This is a genomic window from Aeromonas sp. 5HA1, from assembly GCF_029237245.1.
Taxonomy (GTDB): domain Bacteria; phylum Pseudomonadota; class Gammaproteobacteria; order Enterobacterales; family Aeromonadaceae; genus Aeromonas; species Aeromonas salmonicida.
Map to the genome: position 1 here is coordinate 83,330 of NZ_JAACFW010000008.1, position 19,576 is coordinate 102,905.

General features: G+C 59.5%; 22 protein-coding genes. 8 read left to right on the forward strand and 14 right to left on the reverse strand.

Annotation, left to right across the window (positions count from 1 at the left end; genetic code table 11):
- Positions 1-29: 29 nt before the first annotated feature.
- Positions 30-1,919 carry an enterotoxin gene (locus tag GWQ27_RS09305; RefSeq protein ID WP_275907196.1) on the forward strand — a complete coding sequence of 630 codons (1,890 nt, stop codon included), beginning with the start codon at positions 30-32 and terminating at the stop codon, positions 1,917-1,919.
- A gap of 85 nt (positions 1,920-2,004) precedes the next feature.
- Here the strand turns inward: GWQ27_RS09305 and pdxJ are convergent, their stop codons facing one another.
- The 10 genes from pdxJ to rpoE form a co-directional block, all read right to left on the reverse strand.
- The gene (gene pdxJ, locus GWQ27_RS09310) at positions 2,005-2,742 is read right to left on the reverse strand and encodes a pyridoxine 5'-phosphate synthase (protein ID WP_275907197.1); all 738 of its coding nucleotides are present in this window, start codon (positions 2,740-2,742) and stop codon (positions 2,005-2,007) included.
- A gap of 73 nt (positions 2,743-2,815) precedes the next feature.
- A complete protein-coding gene (gene recO / locus GWQ27_RS09315; protein WP_005318856.1) occupies positions 2,816-3,523 on the reverse strand; it encodes a DNA repair protein RecO in 708 nt (235 codons plus the stop codon).
- A complete protein-coding gene (gene era / locus GWQ27_RS09320; protein ID WP_021139199.1) occupies positions 3,524-4,423 on the reverse strand; it encodes a GTPase Era in 900 nt (299 codons plus the stop codon).
- A gap of 58 nt (positions 4,424-4,481) precedes the next feature.
- The gene (rnc, locus tag GWQ27_RS09325) at positions 4,482-5,153 is read right to left on the reverse strand and encodes a ribonuclease III (protein ID WP_111589052.1); all 672 of its coding nucleotides are present in this window, start codon (positions 5,151-5,153) and stop codon (positions 4,482-4,484) included.
- On the reverse strand, positions 5,154-6,077 hold the full coding sequence (gene lepB, locus GWQ27_RS09330; protein WP_005318850.1) for a signal peptidase I: 924 nt from the start codon (positions 6,075-6,077) through the stop codon (positions 5,154-5,156).
- Between the two features lie 3 nt (positions 6,078-6,080).
- Positions 6,081-7,874 (reverse strand): translation elongation factor 4, encoded by a 1,794-nt coding sequence (gene lepA / locus GWQ27_RS09335; protein ID WP_005318848.1) that lies wholly within the window; start codon positions 7,872-7,874, stop codon positions 6,081-6,083.
- A 118-nt stretch (positions 7,875-7,992) separates the two neighbouring features.
- Positions 7,993-8,454 (reverse strand): SoxR reducing system RseC family protein, encoded by a 462-nt coding sequence (locus tag GWQ27_RS09340; protein ID WP_275907249.1) that lies wholly within the window; start codon positions 8,452-8,454, stop codon positions 7,993-7,995.
- Between the two features lie 93 nt (positions 8,455-8,547).
- On the reverse strand, positions 8,548-9,528 hold the full coding sequence (locus GWQ27_RS09345) for a MucB/RseB C-terminal domain-containing protein (protein WP_021139198.1): 981 nt from the start codon (positions 9,526-9,528) through the stop codon (positions 8,548-8,550).
- Positions 9,529-9,549: 21 nt separating this feature from the next.
- Entirely contained in the window at positions 9,550-10,143 is a 594-nt protein-coding gene (locus tag GWQ27_RS09350) for an RseA family anti-sigma factor (RefSeq protein WP_034523729.1), read from the reverse strand.
- 21 nt (positions 10,144-10,164) lie between these two features.
- On the reverse strand, positions 10,165-10,746 hold the full coding sequence (gene rpoE / locus GWQ27_RS09355; protein WP_021139196.1) for an RNA polymerase sigma factor RpoE: 582 nt from the start codon (positions 10,744-10,746) through the stop codon (positions 10,165-10,167).
- 182 nt (positions 10,747-10,928) lie between these two features.
- On the opposite strand from rpoE, the gene nadB reads away from it, so the two are divergent.
- The gene (gene nadB / locus GWQ27_RS09360; RefSeq protein WP_275907198.1) at positions 10,929-12,536 is read left to right on the forward strand and encodes an L-aspartate oxidase; all 1,608 of its coding nucleotides are present in this window, start codon (positions 10,929-10,931) and stop codon (positions 12,534-12,536) included.
- 162 nt (positions 12,537-12,698) lie between these two features.
- Here the strand turns inward: nadB and GWQ27_RS09365 are convergent, their stop codons facing one another.
- The gene (locus tag GWQ27_RS09365) at positions 12,699-13,076 is read right to left on the reverse strand and encodes a protein YgfX (protein ID WP_275907199.1); all 378 of its coding nucleotides are present in this window, start codon (positions 13,074-13,076) and stop codon (positions 12,699-12,701) included.
- An 18-nt stretch (positions 13,077-13,094) separates the two neighbouring features.
- Entirely contained in the window at positions 13,095-13,364 is a 270-nt protein-coding gene (gene sdhE, locus GWQ27_RS09370) for an FAD assembly factor SdhE (RefSeq protein WP_155603074.1), read from the reverse strand.
- Positions 13,365-13,477: 113 nt separating this feature from the next.
- On the opposite strand from sdhE, the gene ygfZ reads away from it, so the two are divergent.
- Complete coding sequence (gene ygfZ, locus GWQ27_RS09375; protein ID WP_275907200.1) at positions 13,478-14,389, forward strand: tRNA-modifying protein YgfZ; 912 nt, start codon at positions 13,478-13,480, stop codon at positions 14,387-14,389.
- 6 nt (positions 14,390-14,395) lie between these two features.
- Here ygfZ and GWQ27_RS09380 read toward each other — a convergent pair whose 3' ends face one another.
- Entirely contained in the window at positions 14,396-15,277 is an 882-nt protein-coding gene (locus GWQ27_RS09380; RefSeq protein WP_021139192.1) for a LysR family transcriptional regulator, read from the reverse strand.
- Positions 15,278-15,413: 136 nt separating this feature from the next.
- On the opposite strand from GWQ27_RS09380, the gene GWQ27_RS09385 reads away from it, so the two are divergent.
- The gene (locus tag GWQ27_RS09385) at positions 15,414-15,851 is read left to right on the forward strand and encodes a PACE efflux transporter (RefSeq protein WP_275907201.1); all 438 of its coding nucleotides are present in this window, start codon (positions 15,414-15,416) and stop codon (positions 15,849-15,851) included.
- A gap of 95 nt (positions 15,852-15,946) precedes the next feature.
- Here GWQ27_RS09385 and GWQ27_RS09390 read toward each other — a convergent pair whose 3' ends face one another.
- Complete coding sequence (locus GWQ27_RS09390; protein WP_265430601.1) at positions 15,947-16,288, reverse strand: hypothetical protein; 342 nt, start codon at positions 16,286-16,288, stop codon at positions 15,947-15,949.
- A gap of 193 nt (positions 16,289-16,481) precedes the next feature.
- On the opposite strand from GWQ27_RS09390, the gene cutA reads away from it, so the two are divergent.
- The 4 genes from cutA to GWQ27_RS09410 all read left to right on the forward strand — a co-directional run bounded on the left by cutA (position 16,482) and on the right by GWQ27_RS09410 (position 19,557).
- Positions 16,482-16,799 carry a divalent-cation tolerance protein CutA gene (cutA, locus tag GWQ27_RS09395; RefSeq protein WP_059168287.1) on the forward strand — a complete coding sequence of 106 codons (318 nt, stop codon included), beginning with the start codon at positions 16,482-16,484 and terminating at the stop codon, positions 16,797-16,799.
- Complete coding sequence (locus tag GWQ27_RS09400; RefSeq protein ID WP_275907202.1) at positions 16,796-18,592, forward strand: protein-disulfide reductase DsbD; 1,797 nt, start codon at positions 16,796-16,798, stop codon at positions 18,590-18,592. Before cutA ends, GWQ27_RS09400 begins: the two co-directional genes overlap by 4 nt.
- Positions 18,582-19,073, forward strand: coding sequence for a GNAT family N-acetyltransferase (locus tag GWQ27_RS09405; protein ID WP_059112840.1), 492 nt, complete (start codon positions 18,582-18,584; stop codon positions 19,071-19,073). The genes GWQ27_RS09400 and GWQ27_RS09405 overlap by 11 nt, the downstream gene beginning before the upstream one ends.
- A 70-nt stretch (positions 19,074-19,143) precedes the next feature.
- Positions 19,144-19,557, forward strand: a complete 414-nt coding sequence (locus tag GWQ27_RS09410; protein ID WP_059112841.1) for a hypothetical protein — start codon at positions 19,144-19,146, stop codon at positions 19,555-19,557.
- The last annotated feature ends 19 nt before the right edge of the window (positions 19,558-19,576 follow it).

Consider the following 19,576-nt stretch of genomic DNA (forward strand, 5'->3'; position numbering starts at 1 on the left):
CGCCATTCATCATCTATACGGAGATAAATATGAACGCACGTACCGCCATGACGCTGCTGGTCCTGCTGACCCTGCCCGCCCTCACCCGGGCCGAGGTGATGTCGCTGCAGGGCAACCAGTACCAGATCAGCGTCAAAACGGATGCCGGCAAATTCCAGGAGATCATCTTCACTAACACGGCGAACGGGGATGTCATCCGCTCGAATACCCTGTTCGATATCAAGGGGCTGGATGACAGGCTGACCTCGTCGGCCGACTTCACTGTAGATGCGTTTGCCAAAGAGCAGGACCACATTGACATAGCGCTGAGCAACGCCGACTTCCTGATCAAGAGCGAGATCCGGCTGGCCAAAGACAAGCGCTACGCCAGCATCGACTTCGCCCTCGACACCCTCAAGAATGGCAAGCGGATCAACGGCTTCTCCATGCTGCCGTTCCACTCCCAGGCGCCCTTTGTCTACGGCGCCATCAACAGCTCCCCCATCGTCAGCGACAGTTTCTTCATCACGCCGCAGAATCCGCTGGTCAACACCCGCGCCTACGAGGGGGGCGTCAGCCAGATGATCCCGCTCGCGCTGCCGCTGGAGCAGGGCAAGCCCCTCACCTATCGCACCTATGTCGGCACCTTCGGCGAGGGCCAGCTCAGACGTGACTTCAACCAGTTCATCAACGACGCCCGTGACAGACCCTACGCCCCCTATCTGCACTACAACTCCTGGCTCGATATCGGCTTCTTCAACCCCTACACGGAAGACGACGCCCTCACCCGCATCACGCAGTTTGGCGAGGCGCTGGTCACCAAACGCGGTGTGCCCATGAGCGGCTTCCTGTTTGACGATGGCTGGGATGACCGCAAGGGCAACTGGGGATTCAGCAAGGACTTTCCTCATGGTTTCAGCAAGCTGAAAAAGGCGGCAGAAAAATATCACGCCCAGCTCGGCATCTGGTTCTCCCCCTGGGGTGGCTACAACAAGCCGAGGGATGAGCGGGTCTCCCATGCCGCCGAGTTTGGCTACGAGCTGAGCGATGGCAAGTTCGCCCTCTCGGGCCCCGTCTACTACAAAAACTTCCACCAGAAAGTGATGTCACTCATTCAGGAGCAAGGGGTCACCCACTTCAAGTTCGATGGTACCGGCAACGCCAACAAGCAGATCAAGGGCAGCCGGTTCACCAGCGACTTCGATGCCGCCATCCACCTGGTCTCGGATGCCCGCGCCGCCAATAAAGAGGTCTTCATCAATCTGACCACTGGCACCACGGCCTCTCCCTCCTGGCTCTTCTTCGCCGATTCCATCTGGCGCGGTGGTGATGACATCAACTTCTATGGCCCCGGCTCAAGGGTTCAGCAGTGGATCACCTACCGGGATGCGGAGACCTACCGCTCCATCGTCAAGCAAGGTCCTCTGTTTCCGATCAACTCCCTTATGCTGCACGGGCTTGTCTATGCCAAGCAGGCCAAACATCTGGATCAGCAGTCGCCACAAGATTTTGCCGATCAGGCCTGGAGCTACTTTGCCACCGGCACCCAGTTGCAGGAGCTCTACATTACTCCCGAGCTGCTGACTGGCGAGAACTGGGATCTGCTGGCCAAGGCGGCGCTCTGGTCGCAGCAGAACCAGGCCGTGCTGTTTGACAGCCACTGGATTGGCGGCGACCCAACCAAACTGGAGATTTACGGCTGGGGGGCGTGGAGCCCGGCAAAGTCTTTCATTACCCTGCGCAATCCTTCGAGCCAGCCTCAACAGTTCTTTCTGGAACCTATTCGCCAGCTTGAAGTACCCACCACAGAGGTGAAAGACTTTAATATCAAGCCACTATATGGCGACAACAAAACCGTGCCGACTTCAATCAACGATGGAATGGTCATCAAGCTGGCGCCACTGGAGCTCATCACCCTGGAGCTGACGCCCATCAAATAGGCATAAATCCAATCAGCCGGTGGCTGATGCCATACAAAAGGGACGCCGCGGCGTCCCTTTTTCATCTCTCATCAACCCAGGTCGGTCAGATCCCCTGACGGGCTTCCTGCATCAGCAGGCGCATGTCGCTGACCGCCTTGCTCAGGCCGTCGAAGGCGGCGCGGCCTATGATGGCGTGGCCTATGTTGAGCTCATAGAGCTCGGGGATGGCGGCGATGGCCTTGACGTTGTGATAGTGCAGGCCGTGGCCGGCATTGACCTTGAGCCCCTTGCCGGCGGCATAGGAGGCACCGGCGGCGATGCGCTTGAACTCGGCGTTGCGCTCGGCATCCGTGGTGGCGTCGGCGTAGCGGCCTGTGTGGATCTCGATGAAGGGAGCACCACTGTCGGCGGCCGCGTCGATCTGCAGCGGGTCGGCATCGATAAACAGCGACACCTTGGCGCCGATGGCCGACAGGCGAGTCACCGCATCCGTGATTTTGTCGAGCTGACCAGCCACGTCCAGACCACCCTCTGTGGTCACCTCGGTACGCTTCTCCGGCACCAGGCAGACGAAGTGGGGCTTGATACGACAGGCGATGCCGATCATCTCCTCGGTCACCGCCATCTCCAGGTTCATTCTGGTTTGTATGGTCTGGCGCAGTATCTCCACATCGCGGTCCGTGATGTGGCGACGGTCTTCCCGCAGGTGGACGGTAATGCCGTCGGCCCCGGCCTGCTCGGCCACGAAGGCAGCTTGTACCGGATCCGGATACTGGGTGCCACGGGCATTGCGCAGGGTGGCGATATGGTCGATGTTCACACCCAGATAGATTTCGCTCATTGATGACTCCTTGAAACACTTCATCTGTTAACTGTGCGGCTGCCGCCTTGGCGTCAGCGCGGATATCCATATGTCACTGTGTGCTGGCTTTGCGCTTCAAGAACAGCTCCCGGCTCTTCAACTGCCGTCTGCCCAGATAGGGTTGCAGCGCCAGTCGGCTGAAACGCTTGGCCGCCTGCAGCAAGGGAGGCGTATCGAATCGCCCCTCGGCGAAAGCCAGCAGGTGGGCACCGAGAAACAGGGTACGGGGATCCGGCGCCCGCTCGCAAGCGACAAAGCCCAATTCGCGCTCGAAGCCATAGAGCAGCTCGGGCTGGATCGCGGACTCGTCGTCGGCGGCGTATTCGAAGTCCACCGCATAGCCGAGCGCCTGCAACAGCAGGAACTCGAAGCGGCGCAACGGCAGCTCGGGCGTCTCGCCATCCGCCAGCGCCATCAGGGCACGGGCATAGGCGTCAAACACCTCTGGAAAAGGGGTATGGGCTTCCAGCAGGTAGTAGACCAGCTCGTTGAGGTAGAGGCCGTAGAAGAGGCGGTCGCCACCGAGTCGCAAGGAGTGATCCGGACATTCGACCTGAGCGAGATTCTTGAGATCCCCCTTGCCACGCCAGCTGATGGTGAGCAGGGAAAAAGGTTGAAGCAGCCCCTTCAGAGGGGAGCGTGGCCCGCGAGAACCGCGAGCCACCAGAGTAAATCGGCCACTATCCTGGGTAAACACCTCGACCAGCTGACTGGTCTCCCGATAGGGCCGACTGTGGATGACGAAGGCTGGACTCAGCAATCAGTCATCGCCATAGCCGAGACTGCGCAGAGCGCGCTCGTCATCGGCCCAGCCTGCCTTGACCTTGACCCACAGCTCAAGGAACACCTTGTTCTGGAACAGGCGTTCCATGTCGATGCGTGCCTCTGTGCCTATGGTCTTGATCTTCTCACCCTTGTTGCCGATGACCATCTTCTTCTGGCCATCGCGCTCCACCAGGATCAGGGCATTGATGTGATAGATGCCGCTCTCTTCCACCTTGAAGCGCTCGATCTCCACGGTCACAGAGTAAGGCAGCTCCTCACCGGTGAAACGCATCAGCTTCTCGCGGATGATCTCGGAGGCCATGAAGCGGGAAGAGCGGTCGGTCACGTAATCTTCCGGGAAGAAGAAGTTGTTCTCTGGCAGCAGATCCTTGGACCACTCGCGGATCTTCTCCACGTTGGTGCCCTTCTCGGCACTGATGGGCAGGATATGGGAGAACTTCATCTGCTGACCCAGCCACTCCAGGTGGGGCAGCAGGTCTTCCTTGTCCTTGACGTTGTCGATCTTGTTGACCGCCAGCACAACGGGACAGGGCAGATGGCGCAACTTGCCGAGCACCATCTCGTCATCCTTGGTCCAGTGGGTACCGTCAACCACGAACACCACCATGGCCACATCCCCCAGCGAACTGGTGGCGGCGCGGTTCATCAGGCGGTTGATGGCCCGCTTCTCTTCAATGTGCAGACCCGGGGTATCCACATAGATGGTCTGATAGTTGTCCTCGGTGTCGATCCCCAAAATCCGGTGACGGGTAGTCTGGGGTTTCTTCGAGGTGATGCTGACCTTCTGGCCAAGCAGCTTGTTGAGCAGGGTGGACTTGCCCACGTTGGGGCGGCCCACGATGGCGACAAAGCCGCAGTAAGTCGTATCTGTCATGACAGTTTTTCCAATGCCTGTTGTGTTGAAAGACCGCGGCCTCTTGCATCAATAGCAGTCATGACAGTCTTTCCAATGCTTGCTGCGCCGCAGCCTGTTCGGCCTTGCGACGGCTGGTGCCGACCCCGACCAGCGGACCATCCAGCCCTTCCACGTCGCACTGGACGGTGAACTCCTGGTTGTGGGCCTCGCCCTTGACGTTGGTCACTGTGTAGGTCGGCAGGGATTTGCGGCTTCCCTGCAATATTTCCTGCAGGCGGGTCTTGGGATCCTTCTGCTCTATGCCCGGTTTGATCTCATCCAGACGGCTGGCATACCAGCTCAGCAGCAGCACCCGCACCGTCTCAAGATCAGTATCCAGATAGACAGCGCCGATCACCGCCTCGACCGTGTCGGCCAGAATGGATTCGCGGCGAAAACCGCCACTCTTGAGTTCGCCGGGCCCGAGGATCAGGTCATCCCCAAGGTCAAACTCCCGGCCCAGTTCGGCCAGGGTCTTCTCGCGCACCAGAGTGGCGCGCATCCGGCTGAGATCTCCTTCCGCCGCTTGCGGGAAGCGGTGGAACAGAGCATCGGCAATCACCAGACTCAGGATGGAGTCACCCAGAAATTCCAGTCGCTCGTTGTGACGGGAACCGGCGCTGCGGTGAGTCAGCGCCCGGGTCAACAGCTCTTTATCGTGAAAGACATGCCCGAGACGGGACTGCAGTCTGTTCATTTTGATATTCATTTACTTGATTCCGCCAATGCGGTTGAAGCGCACACCTGTCGGTACCCAGCTTGGCAGCAGGGAGCCTTCTTCACGCTCAAATTCAAAACTTATCCAGATAGCGACCGCCTTGCCCACCAGATTCTGCTCGGGCACAAAGCCCCAGAAACGGCTATCGGTACTGTTGTCACGGTTGTCACCCATCACGAAGTACTGACCTTCCGGTACCACCCACTCATCGGGGTAAGTACCGGGCTGGCGATAATAGCGGCCGACCATATCGGGCATCAGCGGGTTACGCAGGGTCTCGTGAGACACCTCACCCAGCTGCTCGGTATAGCGATCAAGCGGGATCCCCATCTGGGTAAATTCACCCCTTTGTTCAAACTTGACGTCGAGCTTCTTGAAGCCCGGGCACGTTTTCCCTTCCTGCTCCTCGCACTTGGGCCGGATCATCAGCTCCTTGTTGCGATAGATGACCCTGTCCCCCGGCATGCCGACCACCCGCTTGATGTAGTCCACCCGGGTATCCAGCGGATACTTGAACACCACCACATCGCCGCGTTTGGGTTCGCCAGTCTCGAGGAATCGGGTGTTGGTCACCGGATCCTTGAGGCCATAGGCAAACTTCTGCACCAGGATGAAGTCACCCACCAGCAGGGTCGGCATCATGGAACCTGACGGGATCTGGAACGGCTCAAACAGGAAGGAGCGCAGTATCAGCACCAGGGTAATGACCGGAAACACACCTGCGGTCTGTTCAATCCAGACCGGCATGGGGGCAACCTTGGCCAGGGTTTTCTCATCCAGATGAGCACCGCCGTGGGCACGGGCCACGGCAATCTTGGCGGCCCGCTGCTTGGACCAGATCATCTTGTCCAGACACCAGATAATACCGGTGATCACGCAGACCACCACCAGGATCAGGGAAAACGTGCTTGCCATCGATTAATCCTTTCCTACATGGAGAATTGCGAGGAAGGCTTCCTGCGGCACGTCGACACGGCCCAGGGACTTCATCCGCTTCTTGCCTTCTTTCTGCTTGTTCAGCAGCTTTTTCTTCCGGCTCACGTCACCGCCATAACACTTGGCGGTCACGTCTTTACGCAGGGCCTTGACCGTGCTGCGCGCGATGATCTGGTTGCCAATGGATGCCTGAATGGCGATATCAAACATCTGGCGCGGGATCAGCTCACGCATCTTCTCCACCACCTGGCGACCGCGATACTGGGCGTTCTCCTTGTGGGTGATGATGGCCAGCGCATCGACACGCTCACCGTTGATCATGATATCCAGACGGACCATCTCGGAGGTTTCAAAGCGCTTGAAGCCGTAATCCAGCGAGGCGTAACCACGGCTGGTAGATTTCAGACGGTCGAAGAAATCGAGCACCACTTCTGCCATCGGGATTTCGTAGGTCAGTGCAACCTGATTGCCGTGATAGACCATGTTGGTCTGAACGCCACGCTTCTCGATACAGAGAGTGATGACGTTGCCCATGTACTCCTGCGGCAGCAATATGTTGCACTCGGCGATCGGCTCACGCATCTCTTTGATGTTGTTGACCGGGGGCATGGCAGACGGGCTGTCGATGTGGATGGTTGAGCCATCATTGAGCTCAATCTCGTAGACCACGGTCGGGGCCGTGGTGATGAGATCCAGATCGTATTCCCGCTCCAGACGCTCCTGGATGATCTCCATGTGCAGCATACCGAGGAAGCCACAACGGAAACCGAAGCCCAGCGCGGTGGAACTCTCGGGTTCGAAGAACAGGGAGGCATCGTTCAGGGACAGTTTGTCGAGGGCATCACGGAATGACTCATAGTCATCGCTGGAGATGGGGAACAGGCCCGCATACACCTGCGGCTTCACCTTCTTGAAACCCGCCAGCGCTTTTTCGGCACCGTTCTTGGCCTGAGTCAGGGTATCGCCCACAGGGGCACCGTGGATGTCCTTGATGCCGCAGACGACCCAACCTACCTCGCCACAGCCCAGCCCCTGGGTATCCACCTGCTTGGGCGTGAAGATACCGATACGATCGACACCCCACACCTGACCGGTGCTCATCACCTTGATCTTGTCGTTTTTCTTGAGGGAGCCGTTTTTGATCCGCACCAGAGAGACGACGCCCAGATAGGAGTCAAACCAGGAGTCGATGATCAGCGCTTGCAGCGGTGCATCGGGATCACCGACCGGCGCCGGGATGCGAGCTACTATCTCTTCCAGCACAAGGTCAACGCCCAGGCCGGTCTTGGCGGAGCAACGGACAGCATCGATGGCGTCGATGCCGACTATGTCTTCGATCTCCTCGGCAACCCGCTCGGGCTCTGCGGCCGGCAGGTCAATCTTGTTCAGCACCGGCACCACTTCCAGCTCCATTTCCATGGCGGTGTAGCAGTTGGCCAGAGTCTGTGCCTCAACCCCCTGGCCGGCATCTACCACCAGCAGCGCCCCTTCACAGGCCGCCAATGAGCGGGAGACTTCGTAGGAAAAATCTACGTGGCCCGGGGTGTCGATAAAGTTCAGCTGGTAGGTGTTACCGTCTTGTGCCTGGTAGTTCAGGGTCACACTCTGTGCTTTGATGGTAATGCCGCGCTCGCGCTCCAGGTCCATGGAGTCAAGCACCTGAGCCTGCATCTCGCGGGAGGACAGGCCGCCGCAAGTCTGGATCAGACGGTCCGACAGGGTCGATTTACCGTGGTCGATGTGCGCAATAATCGAAAAGTTACGAATGTGTTTCATCGAGCAAGAATCACTCAAAATTAGGTTAGGGCCGGATATGGAGGCAGGATTTTACTGGATAACCCGGTCGACGGCCAATCTTTAGTCGACGGAGCACCAGAAATACAGGCCTGCACGCTCAGGAGAGGTTGCGGGTATGGAGTACCACACCCAGCATGCGGGGGCCGTATGCCCCCTGTTCGAGTCGAGTGGAAAAGTAACGAACCAGTGAAAATCCGATGACGCCACCCAGCAGGCAACTGAGGATGGTGATCCCCTCCCCGCCCGCCAGCAAGGGTACCAACCAGAGCTGACCGAGCAGAGCGCCCGCCAGCAGACAGAACAGCGGCACTACATACACCAGTGCTGCACCCCGCAGGATACTCGCCTGGGGAATACCGAGCCTCACTTGCTGACCAACGCTCACCTCGGCGGTGAGGGCAATCCGCAGTCGTTGCTGCTTCATCACAAACGCCTTGGCAACAGTGCCGGTACCGCAGTTGGATTGTTGATGGCAACTGCTGCAGGCGGAGCGCCGTTCGCACTCCACCCAGGCATGTTGTCCATCAATGGCCACCACGGTTGCCAGCTCTTCGCTCATTTCACTCACAAGACGGTTCCACAATAACGAGGGAAAGATTGATCCCATCTGAACATGACTGACCCGCTCGGGCAAGCGAGCATGTGCAGACGACTACTGTACAGTCTCATTGCGAGCCAACGGTTGCACCGACTCGGCGATACGTTTCGCTGTGTCGGCCGGTACTTCACCGACGACAGTGATCTCGACCCCCACATCGTTGACGTAGCTCACCAGCGAAGTAGCGCCCTGGCGGATCAGCTGCTGACGCACCGCCTGCTTGGGATCAACCCTGGCCACATAGACGGAGAGATCCACCAGCCCATCGGAGAGCATCATGTAATCGACCGGCAAACTGGTGGTCACCAGTTGATGCCTGTCCTGAGACAATACCTTGAACCCATCCGGCAACCAGGTCAGGTGCCAGTTAAGCGTCTGCTGCGGCGCCGGATAGGCATCCTCCAGCGCCAGCGCCTGGGGCAGCTTGCTGCCGGCCAGCTTCACCAGCCAGGGCGCAGGCGCGCTCAGCCTGTCCAGATCCACCCCCAGCACCTGCTCGACCAGATTGCCTTCCCGATCCACCATGTCCACCCGCAGCAAGAGGCTGCTCTGTTCATCGATCCAGAGCATGAAGCCATACTTGTCTGCCTCTTTGGGGACCAGCCTGACCACTTGCGCCACCAGACCGGCTACCCGACTGCGGCCGGCCAGCACTGGATCATAACTTTCCAGCACACGGGGCAGCGGCATATTCACCAGCGTCGCCCAGACACCGGGGAAGCGGGCGCCTTTGAGGGTGTAGGGTTCGTGGGTATTTTCGAAGAAGGTGAACTCATCCTGGCGCTGCAGGTACTCTATGGTCTTGCCGTCGAGATAGCTCAGATGAGCCACCTCCTTGCCATCGATCACCCCATGACTGAAACGTATGGGTTCGAGGCGTCCCTGACGGGCCTTGACCATGGATAACTCGAAGTTTTGTTGCGAAACGGCACTCTGCATCTGCTGCAACAAGGCCTCGGCCGACTTATCGTCGGCCGAGGCCTTGGCACAAATCAGCAGGAGAGAGGCCAGCAAAATACGGCTGGACTGGCGCACGGTCTGATCCCTAAAAATGCGTTATTCCTGAATCTGCTTGTCTTGCAGCAGACGCTGTTGCAACTGATGGTCACGCAGGAAGGCATTGATACGCTCACGCTGCTCCTGCATCTGTTGCTCGCTCAACCCTTGCTGGCGGGTGGAAGCCCGGTTGCCATCTTGCGGGTAGTGCACACTCACTGGCGAGGCACTGCCACCGACAGGAATGGTGTTGAGCACAGGATTGGTCGGTATGCCGTCCTGACCCTGATACTGCTGCACCCCGAAGATGACGGCAGCGGCGACCGACGCGGCGATGGCGTATTGCCCCACCTGTTGACCGACCCGGCGAAACAGCGGAACCACCTTGGCTGCAGTGTGAACCTGCGGTGCAGTTGGCTTGCTCTCCACCGGCTTGGGCGCCAGTATGGTGGGCTCGTCTTCCAGTGCAGCCATGATGCTGTCACTGAGATCCAGTTGCAGATTGACCGGCAGGTCGCCCCGCATGGCATCACCGATCAAGTGGTAACGAGACCAGGTATCTTGCAGCGCCGGATCCATTCCCAGCTCGCCAAGAACCTCAACATCGTTCAAGTCACCATCCATCAGGGCCGAGAGTTGCTCTTTAGTTGCCATAGTTAACCTGTCTTTCCCCAGTTAATTCTCGATCAGAGGTTTCAGCTTTTTATCGATTGCTTCCCTCGCCCGGAAGATGCGGGATCTCACCGTACCCACCGGACAATCCATGATTTCGGCAATCTCTTCGTAGCTCAGCCCTTCCATTTCGCGAAGGGTGATGGCTGTCCTCAAGTCTTCAGGCAAAGCTTCTATGGCGGAAAACACGGTACGCTTGATCTCGTCGGTCAGCGCCAGGTTTTCCGGTGTGGCAACCTCTTGCAAGGCTTCGCCACCACCATAGTATTCTGCCTCGTCCGCCTCTACATCACTGCTGGGCGGCCTGCGCCCCTGAGAGGTCAGATAATTTTTGGCCGTATTCACGGCGATTCGGTACAACCAGGTGTAAAACGCGCTCTCGCCACGGAATGTCGGCAACGCTCGGTAGGCTTTGATAAACGCCTCCTGCGCCACATCCGGCACATCGCCCGGATTGTTGACATACCTGGCAACCAGGTTGACCACTTTATGCTGGTATTTTTTTACCAACAGGTTGAATGCATTTTTATCGCCACGCTGGACCCGTTCAACCAGCTGTTCGTCCAGTAGATTCTGGTCGCTCATCAGAGCCGTAAAACCCCCATCAGGTTATCGTTTTTCTTTTCCGGCCCTTCCTAAGCGCACAAGTTCAGACAGGAGGAATCAGGGAAAGTTCGGTTGCATTGAAAAAAATGTGACGCAGGCTGCATCACCGCCCTCGCTTGGGCTACCATGGTGCCAGTTCTTAATCCAGGCCAATGATACTTATGAAAGCAAGTGTTGAATACCTTTGCGATGTACTGATCATTGGCAGCGGTGCCGCTGGTCTGTCCCTCGCGTTGCGGTTGGCAGACCAGGCCAAAGTCCTGGTTCTGAGCAAGGGGCCCATCAGTGAGGGGGCCACTCTCTATGCGCAAGGAGGCATCGCTGCCGTTTTCGACGAAACCGACAGCATCGAATCCCACGTGAGCGACACGCTCAACGCCGGGGCAGGGTTGTGTGACCCTGCCGTGGTGGAGTTCACCGCCCGCAACGCCCGCGAATCCATCCAGTGGCTGATCAAGCAGGGGGTTCCTTTCGATCAGGAGGAGGACGCCGAGGGTGAGTCCCATTATCACCTGACCCGTGAAGGGGGCCACAGCCATCGCCGTATCTTCCACGCGGCCGATGCCACCGGCAAGGCGGTGCAGCTCACCCTGATCGATCAGGTGCGCTCCCACCCCAACATCCAGCTGATGGAGCGCTTCAACGCGGTCGACCTCATCACCACCCGCAAGCTGAACCTGCCGGGCAACAAGGTGCTGGGTGCCTACGTCTGGAACCGCAACGCCGAGCAAGTCGAGGTGATCCGCGCCCGCTTCGTGGCGCTGGCTACCGGCGGTGCCTCCAAGGTGTATCAGTACACCTCCAACCCGGACGTGAGTTCGGGTGACGGTATTGCCATGGCGTGGCGCGCCGGCTGCCGGGTGGCGAACCTGGAGTTCAACCAGTTCCACCCCACCAGCCTGTTCCACCCCGATGACCCCAACTTCCTGCTGACCGAAGCCCTGCGCGGGGAAGGTGCCTATCTGCGCCGTCCCGACGGCAGCCGCTTCATGCTGGAGTTCGATGAGCGAGCCGAGCTGGCCCCGCGGGACATAGTCGCCCGCGCCATCGACCACGAGATGAAACGCCTCGGTGCCGACTGCATGTATCTGGACATCAGCCACAAGCCGGCGGATTTCATCATCAAGCACTTCCCGACCATCTTTGAGCGCTGCATGGCGGTCGGCATCGACATCACCAGGGAGCCGATGCCCATAGTCCCGGCGGCCCACTACACCTGTGGTGGCGTGATGATCGACAACAATGGCCAGACCGACATTCCCGGTCTCTATGCCATTGGCGAAGTGACCTACACGGGTCTGCACGGTGCCAACCGCATGGCCTCCAACTCCTTGCTCGAGTGCGTGGTCTATGCCCATCAGGCGGGAGCCGACATCATGGCCAAGTTGCCCATGAGCGTGGAACCGCCCCATCTGCCCGCCTGGGATGAGAGCAAGGTGGACGACTCGGACGAACAGGTCGTTATCCAGCACAACTGGCATGAGCTGCGGCTGATGATGTGGGACTATGTGGGGATAGTGCGTACCAACAAACGCCTGGCCCGTGCCAAGCGCCGTATCGACATGCTCAAGCAGGAAGTGCAGGAGTACTACGCCAACTTCCGCGTTTCCAACAACCTGCTGGAACTGCGCAACCTGCTGCAGGTGGCCGAGCTCATCGTCAACTGCGCGCTGCAGCGCAAGGAGTCACGCGGCCTGCACTACAACCTGGATTATCCGGACATGCAGCCAGACTCCAAACCCACTGTGCTGACCCCGGAGCGGGACTGATCCTGCACCCCACATCCCGGACTACCCGGACATGCAGCCTAACTCCAGGCCCACAGTACTGACGCAGGATCGGGAGTAATGACCCGCTAGCAGTCACCCAAATGACCTCGCCCCGGCGGGGTCATTTGCTATGAGGGAGAAGGGTTGAAACAGGCAGGATGATTAACGGGCGGGTGGCGTTAGCCTGATGGCGCGGGCCAGCGCCCTGTAATGTTCCGGTGCGAGTGCGTCGGAGAAGAACCAGAGACGGGCATCAGGCCTGTCGCTTGCCACCAGTTGCAGCCAGAGTACACCGGGCAGGACGCGACTGCGCGCCCCCAGCTGGTAGCGATAACCCTGCCACACCAGCCACTGCCCATCCCACTCCAGCAAACCGGCCATACGGCCGGCACCCTGCCAGGCAAGCCAGAGCCCCGCCAACCAGCAGGGGATCAGAAGTGCCCACTGCCAACCATGGATCAGGCTGGCCACAGGCCACAACAGCAGCAGAAACAGGATCAGCAGCAGGACACGCTGCTGCCGGGAGGGAATGACGGGCATGTAAACCCGCATACGGGATCAGCTCAGGCTATCGTGGCGAGCCTGATTGCGTTCCAGGATCAGGGCGATCATGGCGGCAAACGCGGGATCGGCAGGAGCGCCGTGGCCCATGCACCACTTGAACAGGTCAGGGTCATCGCTCTCCAGCAAGCGGATGAAGGTCTGCTGCTGCTCGTCACTCAAGCTGTCGAACTCGTGTTCAAAGAACGGCATAAAGATCACATCCAGCTCGAGCATGCCACGACGGCAGGCCCACTTCAGGCGGGATTTTTCAATTGGGCTCAACATGGAACTCTCCTTACAAAGACCCGAGGATGGTAACAGCTGGATTTTCCGGCTGACAAACATTCCTTACGTCTTTACCATGCAGGTCACATACTTTCTGTCTCTGGAATACCATCGTGAGCCTGCAAACGCCTGTTTTTCCTGCCGAGCCAACCCTTTTCCCCCTGACCGATCTCGCCATCACCAGCCTGACCGGTGCAGATCGCGTCAAGTATCTGCAAGGCCAGGTCACCTGCGACGTCAATGCACTGCAACCGGGCCAAAGCACGCTGGGCGGCCACTGCGATGCCAAGGGCAAGCTGTGGAGCGACTTTCGTCTGCTCTGTCTGAGCGATCGCCTGCTGATGCTGACCAAGCCCTCTGTGCTGGCGCGTCAGTTGCCCGAACTCAAGAAGTTTGCGGTGTTTGCCAAGGTCGAGATCGCCGAAAACCATGGTCAGGCAGTTGGCGTGGCTGGCCAGGGCACGGATGAGTGGGTGGCGGCCCGATTTGCCGTGTCACAAACCGGCCTGATAGACGATGGCATGGCAGTGCAAATCGAAGCGGATCGCTGGCTGCTGGTGAGCGAGCAACCACTGACCATAGACTTGCCTGCCGGTAGCGAATCACTCTGGTGGGGACTGGATATCAAGGCCGGCATCCCCCATCTGGAAGCCGTGCATCAGGGGGAGTACATACCCCAGATGTTGAACCTGCAGGCACTGGAGGGCATCAGCTTCACCAAGGGCTGCTACATGGGACAGGAGACTGTCGCCCGCGCCAAGTATCGCGGGGCCAACAATCGCGCCCTGTTCGTGCTGGCCGGGACTGCCAGCGAACCCGTCGCCTGTGGCGATGCCCTGGAGATCCAGCTCGGTGACAACTGGCGACGCAGCGGCATGGTGCTCAACGTCTGGCAACAGGCAGATCAGGTGTGGATCACGGCCGTGCTGCCCAAGGATACAGAGGCCGATGCCCGTTTTCGTTTCAAGCAGGAGGAGGCCTCCAGCCTTGCTCTGCAAGCCCTGCCCTACTCGCTGACCGAGTAAGGTCGGCTAACGAGGCACTCGCGCCAGCAGTGCCTCCTTGAGCCAGCGCCCCGCCTGCCCCAGCGGGCGGGCGCGATACCATTGCAGCTCCAGAGCCAGCTCAGCCAGCGCAATAAAGTCCGGATTGAGCACCACTACCTCCCCTCGCGCCAGCGGCCGGTGCAACAGAAAGTCCGGCACTGATGCCCAACCCAACCCCAGCTTGACCAGCTCCAAAATGCCCAGATCCCCCTCCACCCACCACACCTGCGCCGAGAGGCGGAAGCGGTGACGCTCCGTGCCTTCCCGTCGTCCCGTCACCATCAGCTGACGGGCCCCTTGCAAGTCGCTCTCTCGCAGTGGCGTCTTGCGGGCCAGCGGATGATCGGGGGAGACCACCAGCGGCATCTTGACGGAGCCCAGTGAACAGGAGGCGAGCTCCCGCTCAGGCCGCTCCTTCTGATAGCTGATGCCAAGCTGGGCCCGGCCGCTTTTGAGCAGTTCGGTCACATCCTCCATCAGCGGAAACAGCAACTCCAGCTCGACGCCGGGGTAACGGGTGGCGAACTCCTCCAACAGGGAGCCAAGCCAGGGCAGATGGGAGTCATCATCGATGGCCAGGGTGAGCCGCGACTCTACGCCTGCGGCCAGCTCACCGGCGATCGCCTGCAAGCGCTCGCTTTGGGCCAGCAAGATAGTGGCCTCCTGATGGATGCGGGTGCCCGCCTCCGTCAGCACGGGATAGCGGGCAGAGCGATCAAATAGTTCCAGCCCGAGATCTATCTCCAGGTTGGAGATGGCCGTACTGACCACAGACTGCGCCTTGCCCAGCTTGCGGGCCGCCGCCGAGAAGGAGCCCGTCTCTGCTGCCGCCAGCAGCGCCTTGAGTTGTTCCAGCGAGGGGTTCATCCGGTTGCTCCTGTCATGACCTGGTTGTGCGCCAACCTATCTATTTTAGCGATAGATACCAACGTGAACCTATCACAAATTCGCGATAAATTGGCCACCATAGACACTCAGACACAGATAGATAGAGAGACAGATCATGCGTAATACCCGTGACCGCTTGCGCCATGCCATTGGCTTCGAAGTGATTGGCCTGCTGATCGCCGCCCCCCTGGCAAGCTGGATCACTGGCGTAGGACTCAACCATATGGGGCCGCTGGCGTTGTTCTTCTCGGTGCTCGCCACCGTCTGGAACTACGTCTACAACATCGGCGTGGACAAACTGCTGCTCAAGTATCAGGGTCACACCCACAAGACGCTCTGGCAGCGGGTATGGCATGCCATGGGCTTTGAAGGGGGCCTGCTGTTTGTCGCCTTGCCAGTGATGGCCTGGTGGCTCGAAATCAGCATGATGGAGGCGCTGGTGCTGGATCTGGGCTTCGTGCTGTTCTACCTGGTCTATGCCTTCATCTACAACTGGAGCTATGACAAGGTCTTCCCGATACCGGGCCAGGTACAGCAGAACGCACTGGGCTAAACGGCAGAAAAATAAAGCGGGGAACACTAGGCACCATCATGCAACTGGCATGATGGTGCTGGAGGAAGACAAGCCCGCAAGGCCTGCCGCAGCGTTCAGGCTTGCGCCTTCAGCTCTTCGGTCGGGGCATCCACCTCGGCCGACTCCTGGGCCAGCATGGCCTCGAGGTCGCTCTGGTACTGGTTCAGCAGGCGCTGGGCCGCCACCATGTCACCCTTGTGCAGACGCTCGAACAGATGGTGTTGCACCACGCCGTTGAGATACTCCACCGTGACGGGTTGCTCCAGGGTAGCCAGCAGCTCCTCTTTTTCCAGCTCGGCATTGATTTCATCGGCACTGGTACGCAGCAGACCGGCCAGTTGCACCAACATACGGCGCTCACCTTCGCGCAACAGGCTCAACATGCGGTTTCTCTGCTGCTCATTCTGTTGGGTCATACATTTCCTTACGTCGAATGGGAACAAGCCCGCTCATTCTGCCTTGTCCCTTTGACAGCGTCTATCTCATGCCCCCCACTTATTTTCATGTCGAGCCGATAAAGCCCGTCAGATGCTATTTACCCCGTCGCTAGGTATAGTAGCCGCTGGTTTAAAGGCGCCCTGCCGCCTCGAACGGACGAGAAATTTCACCATGACAGATGCCATTCTGGTGCTTTGCACCTGCCCGGATGAGGCGAGCGCCGACCTCATCAGCGAACAACTGCTGAACCAGCGGCTGGCGGCCTGCATCAATCAGCTGCCCGGCCTCACCTCCGTCTATCGCTGGCAGGGGCAGATCGAACGGGCACGGGAGATCCAGCTCATCATCAAGTCGCGGGCCTCCCTGTTCGAACTCTTGCGCCTATGCATCCTCAGCCATCACCCCTATGAGGTGCCGGAGATCCTGGCACTCCCGACAAGCCAGGGCCATCAGCCCTATCTCGACTGGTTAACACAGGAAACCTCATGACACTGTCTCGCCTGCTCTCCCCCCTGCTTGTGCTCTTCGCCCTGCTGCTGTCCACCCTGAATGTGACGCCGGTTCAGGCCAGCAGTGACAGTCTGCTGAGCGCTCTTGGCATCGAGGCCAACGCCCAGCCCAAGTTTCTGAAAGTCGACGACGCCTTCGTGTTCGAGAGTGAACAGCAAGGCAACCAGCTGTTGCTGACCCTGCGCATCGCCGATAACTACTATCTCTACCGCCATAGCTTACGCTTCAAGGGCGAGAATCTCACCTTCAACGAACCCGTCTTGCCTGCCGGGGCAGAGCATGAGGATGACTTCTTCGGCAAGACCCGGGTCTACTACCGGGAGGTGCAGATCCCCGTCACCCTGACAGAGGCGGGGCAGCAGGCCAGCCTCACCGTCAGCTATCAGGGCTGTACCGACGGCCTCTGCTACCCGCCCACAGACAAGCAGATTGCGGTGCAGCCTGTCGTCGCTAACGATACAGATCCGGCCGCCACCGATGACATGACCCGCGCCCAAGCCAGCAGTCAGCAGGATCAGCTGGCCGCCGCCCTTGGCAGCCAGGGATTCTGGCTCAGCATAGCCGCCTTCTTTGCGCTGGGGCTCGGCCTCGCCTTCACTCCCTGCGTCTTCCCCATGTACCCCATTTTGACCGGCATCATAGCCGGGGCGGGTCATAGGCTCTCCACCCGCCGCGCCTTCCTGCTCTCCTTCGTCTATGTGCAGGGAATGGCGGTGACCTATACCCTGCTCGGGCTGGTGGTAGCGTCGGCAGGCTTGAAATTCCAGGCGGCGCTGCAGCACCCCTATGTGCTGATCGGGCTCTCCGTCATGTTCGTGCTGCTGGCGTTCTCCATGTTCGGGCTCTACACCCTGCAACTGCCGAGCAGCCTGCAAACCCGCTTGAGCGGCCTCTCCAACCGCCAGCAGGGAGGCTCTGTACTCGGGGTCGGCATCATGGGGATGATCTCGGGCCTGGTTTGTTCCCCCTGCACCACGGCACCGCTCTCCGGCGCCCTGATTTACGTGGCTCAAAGCGGCGATCTCTGGCTCGGCGGTGCGGCCCTCTGTGCCCTGTCGCTCGGGATGGGACTGCCGTTGCTGCTGCTCGGCACCTCGGGGGGCAAGTTGCTGCCCAGAGCGGGCGCCTGGATGGACGTGATCAAGCAGCTGTTTGGTTTTGCCCTGCTGGCGGTGCCAATCCTGCTGCTGTCGCGACTCTGGAGCGACCAGGTCGCCACCCTCGCCTGGCTCGGCTGGGGGCTGCTGCTGTGCGGCTACCTCTATCACCACAATCAGCATCGTGCCCACTCGGTCGGCAAGAGTCTCGGCGGCTTCGTGCTGTTACTGGCGATGATGAGCCTGGTGGTGGCAGGCAAGGATCTGCTGCTGCCCATGCCCGGCGTCAAGGCCAGCGCCGAGACCCAGGCGCCCCAATTTATCCGCATCAAGACCCTGGACGATCTCAAGACGCAACTCGCCGCCGCCCGCGGCAAACCTGTGCTGCTGGACCTCTACGCCGACTGGTGCGTGGCCTGCAAGGAGTTCGAGCACAAGACCTTCAGCGATCCCGCCGTGCGTGAGCGCTTCGGCCAGATGGTGCTGTTGCAGGCGGACGTCACCGCCAACGACGATGCCGATGTGGAGCTGCTCAACGGCCTGAACGTGCTGGGGCTGCCGACCCTGATCTTCTTCGACAGTGCCGGCCAGGAAGTGAGTGGCCAGCGGGTGACCGGCTTTATGGGGCCGGAAGCATTTGCCGGACACCTCGATAGGGTGCGCGATGCAAACTGAGTTGCGTCGGCTGCTGGCAACCGATGGTCCAGCCTTGCAGCGTCTGTTCGAACTTGCCCCTGCCTATCAGGCGGCCGTGAGTCATGAGCCCCTCTCCGCGCGAGCTGCGGAGGAAGCGCTAGTGGCATGTCCGCCCGACCTCTCGCTCTCTGACAAATATCTCATCGGCCACTGGGAGCAGGGAGAACTCACCGCCGTCATTGATCTGCTGCGCGGCTACCCCAATCCAGACACCGCCTATCTGGGACTGTTACTGGTGGGGGAACCCTGGCAAGGGAGTGGCCGTGGTCAGTCACTCTATCTTCACGCCTGCACGCTGGCACGCTCATGGGGGGCTACCCGGCTTCGCCTGTCAGTGATTGCCAGCAATGAGAGTGCTCTATCCTTCTGGCTGCGCAGAGGGTTCATCGAGTGCTATCGCCGCGAGCTGGCTGTCTATAGGGCAGAGGCCATAGTGCTGGAACGCACTCTGGAACCATGAGCCGAGGTTTGCCACCGCACGTTCGCGTGGCACAATCTGCCCTCCCGTTTTGCACTTGTCCGGAGTTTTGATGAAAAAGTGGTTCATCCCCCTGCTGGCCCTCTGGCTATATGGTTGTTACGCAGGACCCGGTGAAGAGGCAATCCAGCATCAGGTCACCGCCAAACTCCAGTCTGACACAGACGACAATCTGTTCGAGATCAGTGACTTTGCCATTCTCGGTAAAGAAGAGCGGATGGAGGGCGTCTATCTGATCAAGGTGAGCTACCAGCTCCATTTCAAGCTGGGGCTGGATCAGTTGCAGGTACTGCACGACGAGGACCTGGTCTATGACAGGGTTGGTCCCTTCCAGCAAGAGATGGGACTGATGGAGCTGGAGCGCAAATATGGCGAATTCGAGGCCGGTCAGGTGCTGCAGCAAGAGACCGACGTCTGGATGATGAAAACCGAACAGGGCTGGCGTCTGGCCGAACCTGCTCAATAACGCTTCCCCACCCTCCCCC

Bases quoted from the DNA above. Each gene is read 5' to 3' on its own strand.
- GWQ27_RS09305 (WP_275907196.1), top strand. From the start codon at position 30: ATGAACGCACGTACCGCCATGACGCTGCTGGTCCTGCTGACCCTGCCC.
- pdxJ (WP_275907197.1), bottom strand. From the start codon at position 2,742: ATGAGCGAAATCTATCTGGGTGTGAACATCGACCATATCGCCACCCTG.
- era (WP_021139199.1), bottom strand. From the start codon at position 4,423: ATGACAGATACGACTTACTGCGGCTTTGTCGCCATCGTGGGCCGCCCC.
- rnc (WP_111589052.1), bottom strand. From the start codon at position 5,153: ATGAATATCAAAATGAACAGACTGCAGTCCCGTCTCGGGCATGTCTTT.
- lepB (WP_005318850.1), bottom strand. From the start codon at position 6,077: ATGGCAAGCACGTTTTCCCTGATCCTGGTGGTGGTCTGCGTGATCACC.
- lepA (WP_005318848.1), bottom strand. From the start codon at position 7,874: ATGAAACACATTCGTAACTTTTCGATTATTGCGCACATCGACCACGGT.
- GWQ27_RS09340 (WP_275907249.1), bottom strand. From the start codon at position 8,454: ATGAGCGAAGAGCTGGCAACCGTGGTGGCCATTGATGGACAACATGCC.
- GWQ27_RS09350 (WP_034523729.1), bottom strand. From the start codon at position 10,143: ATGGCAACTAAAGAGCAACTCTCGGCCCTGATGGATGGTGACTTGAAC.
- rpoE (WP_021139196.1), bottom strand. From the start codon at position 10,746: ATGAGCGACCAGAATCTACTGGACGAACAGCTGGTTGAACGGGTCCAG.
- nadB (WP_275907198.1), top strand. From the start codon at position 10,929: ATGAAAGCAAGTGTTGAATACCTTTGCGATGTACTGATCATTGGCAGC.
- GWQ27_RS09365 (WP_275907199.1), bottom strand. From the start codon at position 13,076: ATGCCCGTCATTCCCTCCCGGCAGCAGCGTGTCCTGCTGCTGATCCTG.
- sdhE (WP_155603074.1), bottom strand. From the start codon at position 13,364: ATGTTGAGCCCAATTGAAAAATCCCGCCTGAAGTGGGCCTGCCGTCGT.
- GWQ27_RS09380 (WP_021139192.1), bottom strand. From the start codon at position 15,277: ATGAACCCCTCGCTGGAACAACTCAAGGCGCTGCTGGCGGCAGCAGAG.
- GWQ27_RS09385 (WP_275907201.1), top strand. From the start codon at position 15,414: ATGCGTAATACCCGTGACCGCTTGCGCCATGCCATTGGCTTCGAAGTG.
- GWQ27_RS09390 (WP_265430601.1), bottom strand. From the start codon at position 16,288: ATGACCCAACAGAATGAGCAGCAGAGAAACCGCATGTTGAGCCTGTTG.
- cutA (WP_059168287.1), top strand. From the start codon at position 16,482: ATGACAGATGCCATTCTGGTGCTTTGCACCTGCCCGGATGAGGCGAGC.
- GWQ27_RS09400 (WP_275907202.1), top strand. From the start codon at position 16,796: ATGACACTGTCTCGCCTGCTCTCCCCCCTGCTTGTGCTCTTCGCCCTG.
- GWQ27_RS09405 (WP_059112840.1), top strand. From the start codon at position 18,582: ATGCAAACTGAGTTGCGTCGGCTGCTGGCAACCGATGGTCCAGCCTTG.
- GWQ27_RS09410 (WP_059112841.1), top strand. From the start codon at position 19,144: ATGAAAAAGTGGTTCATCCCCCTGCTGGCCCTCTGGCTATATGGTTGT.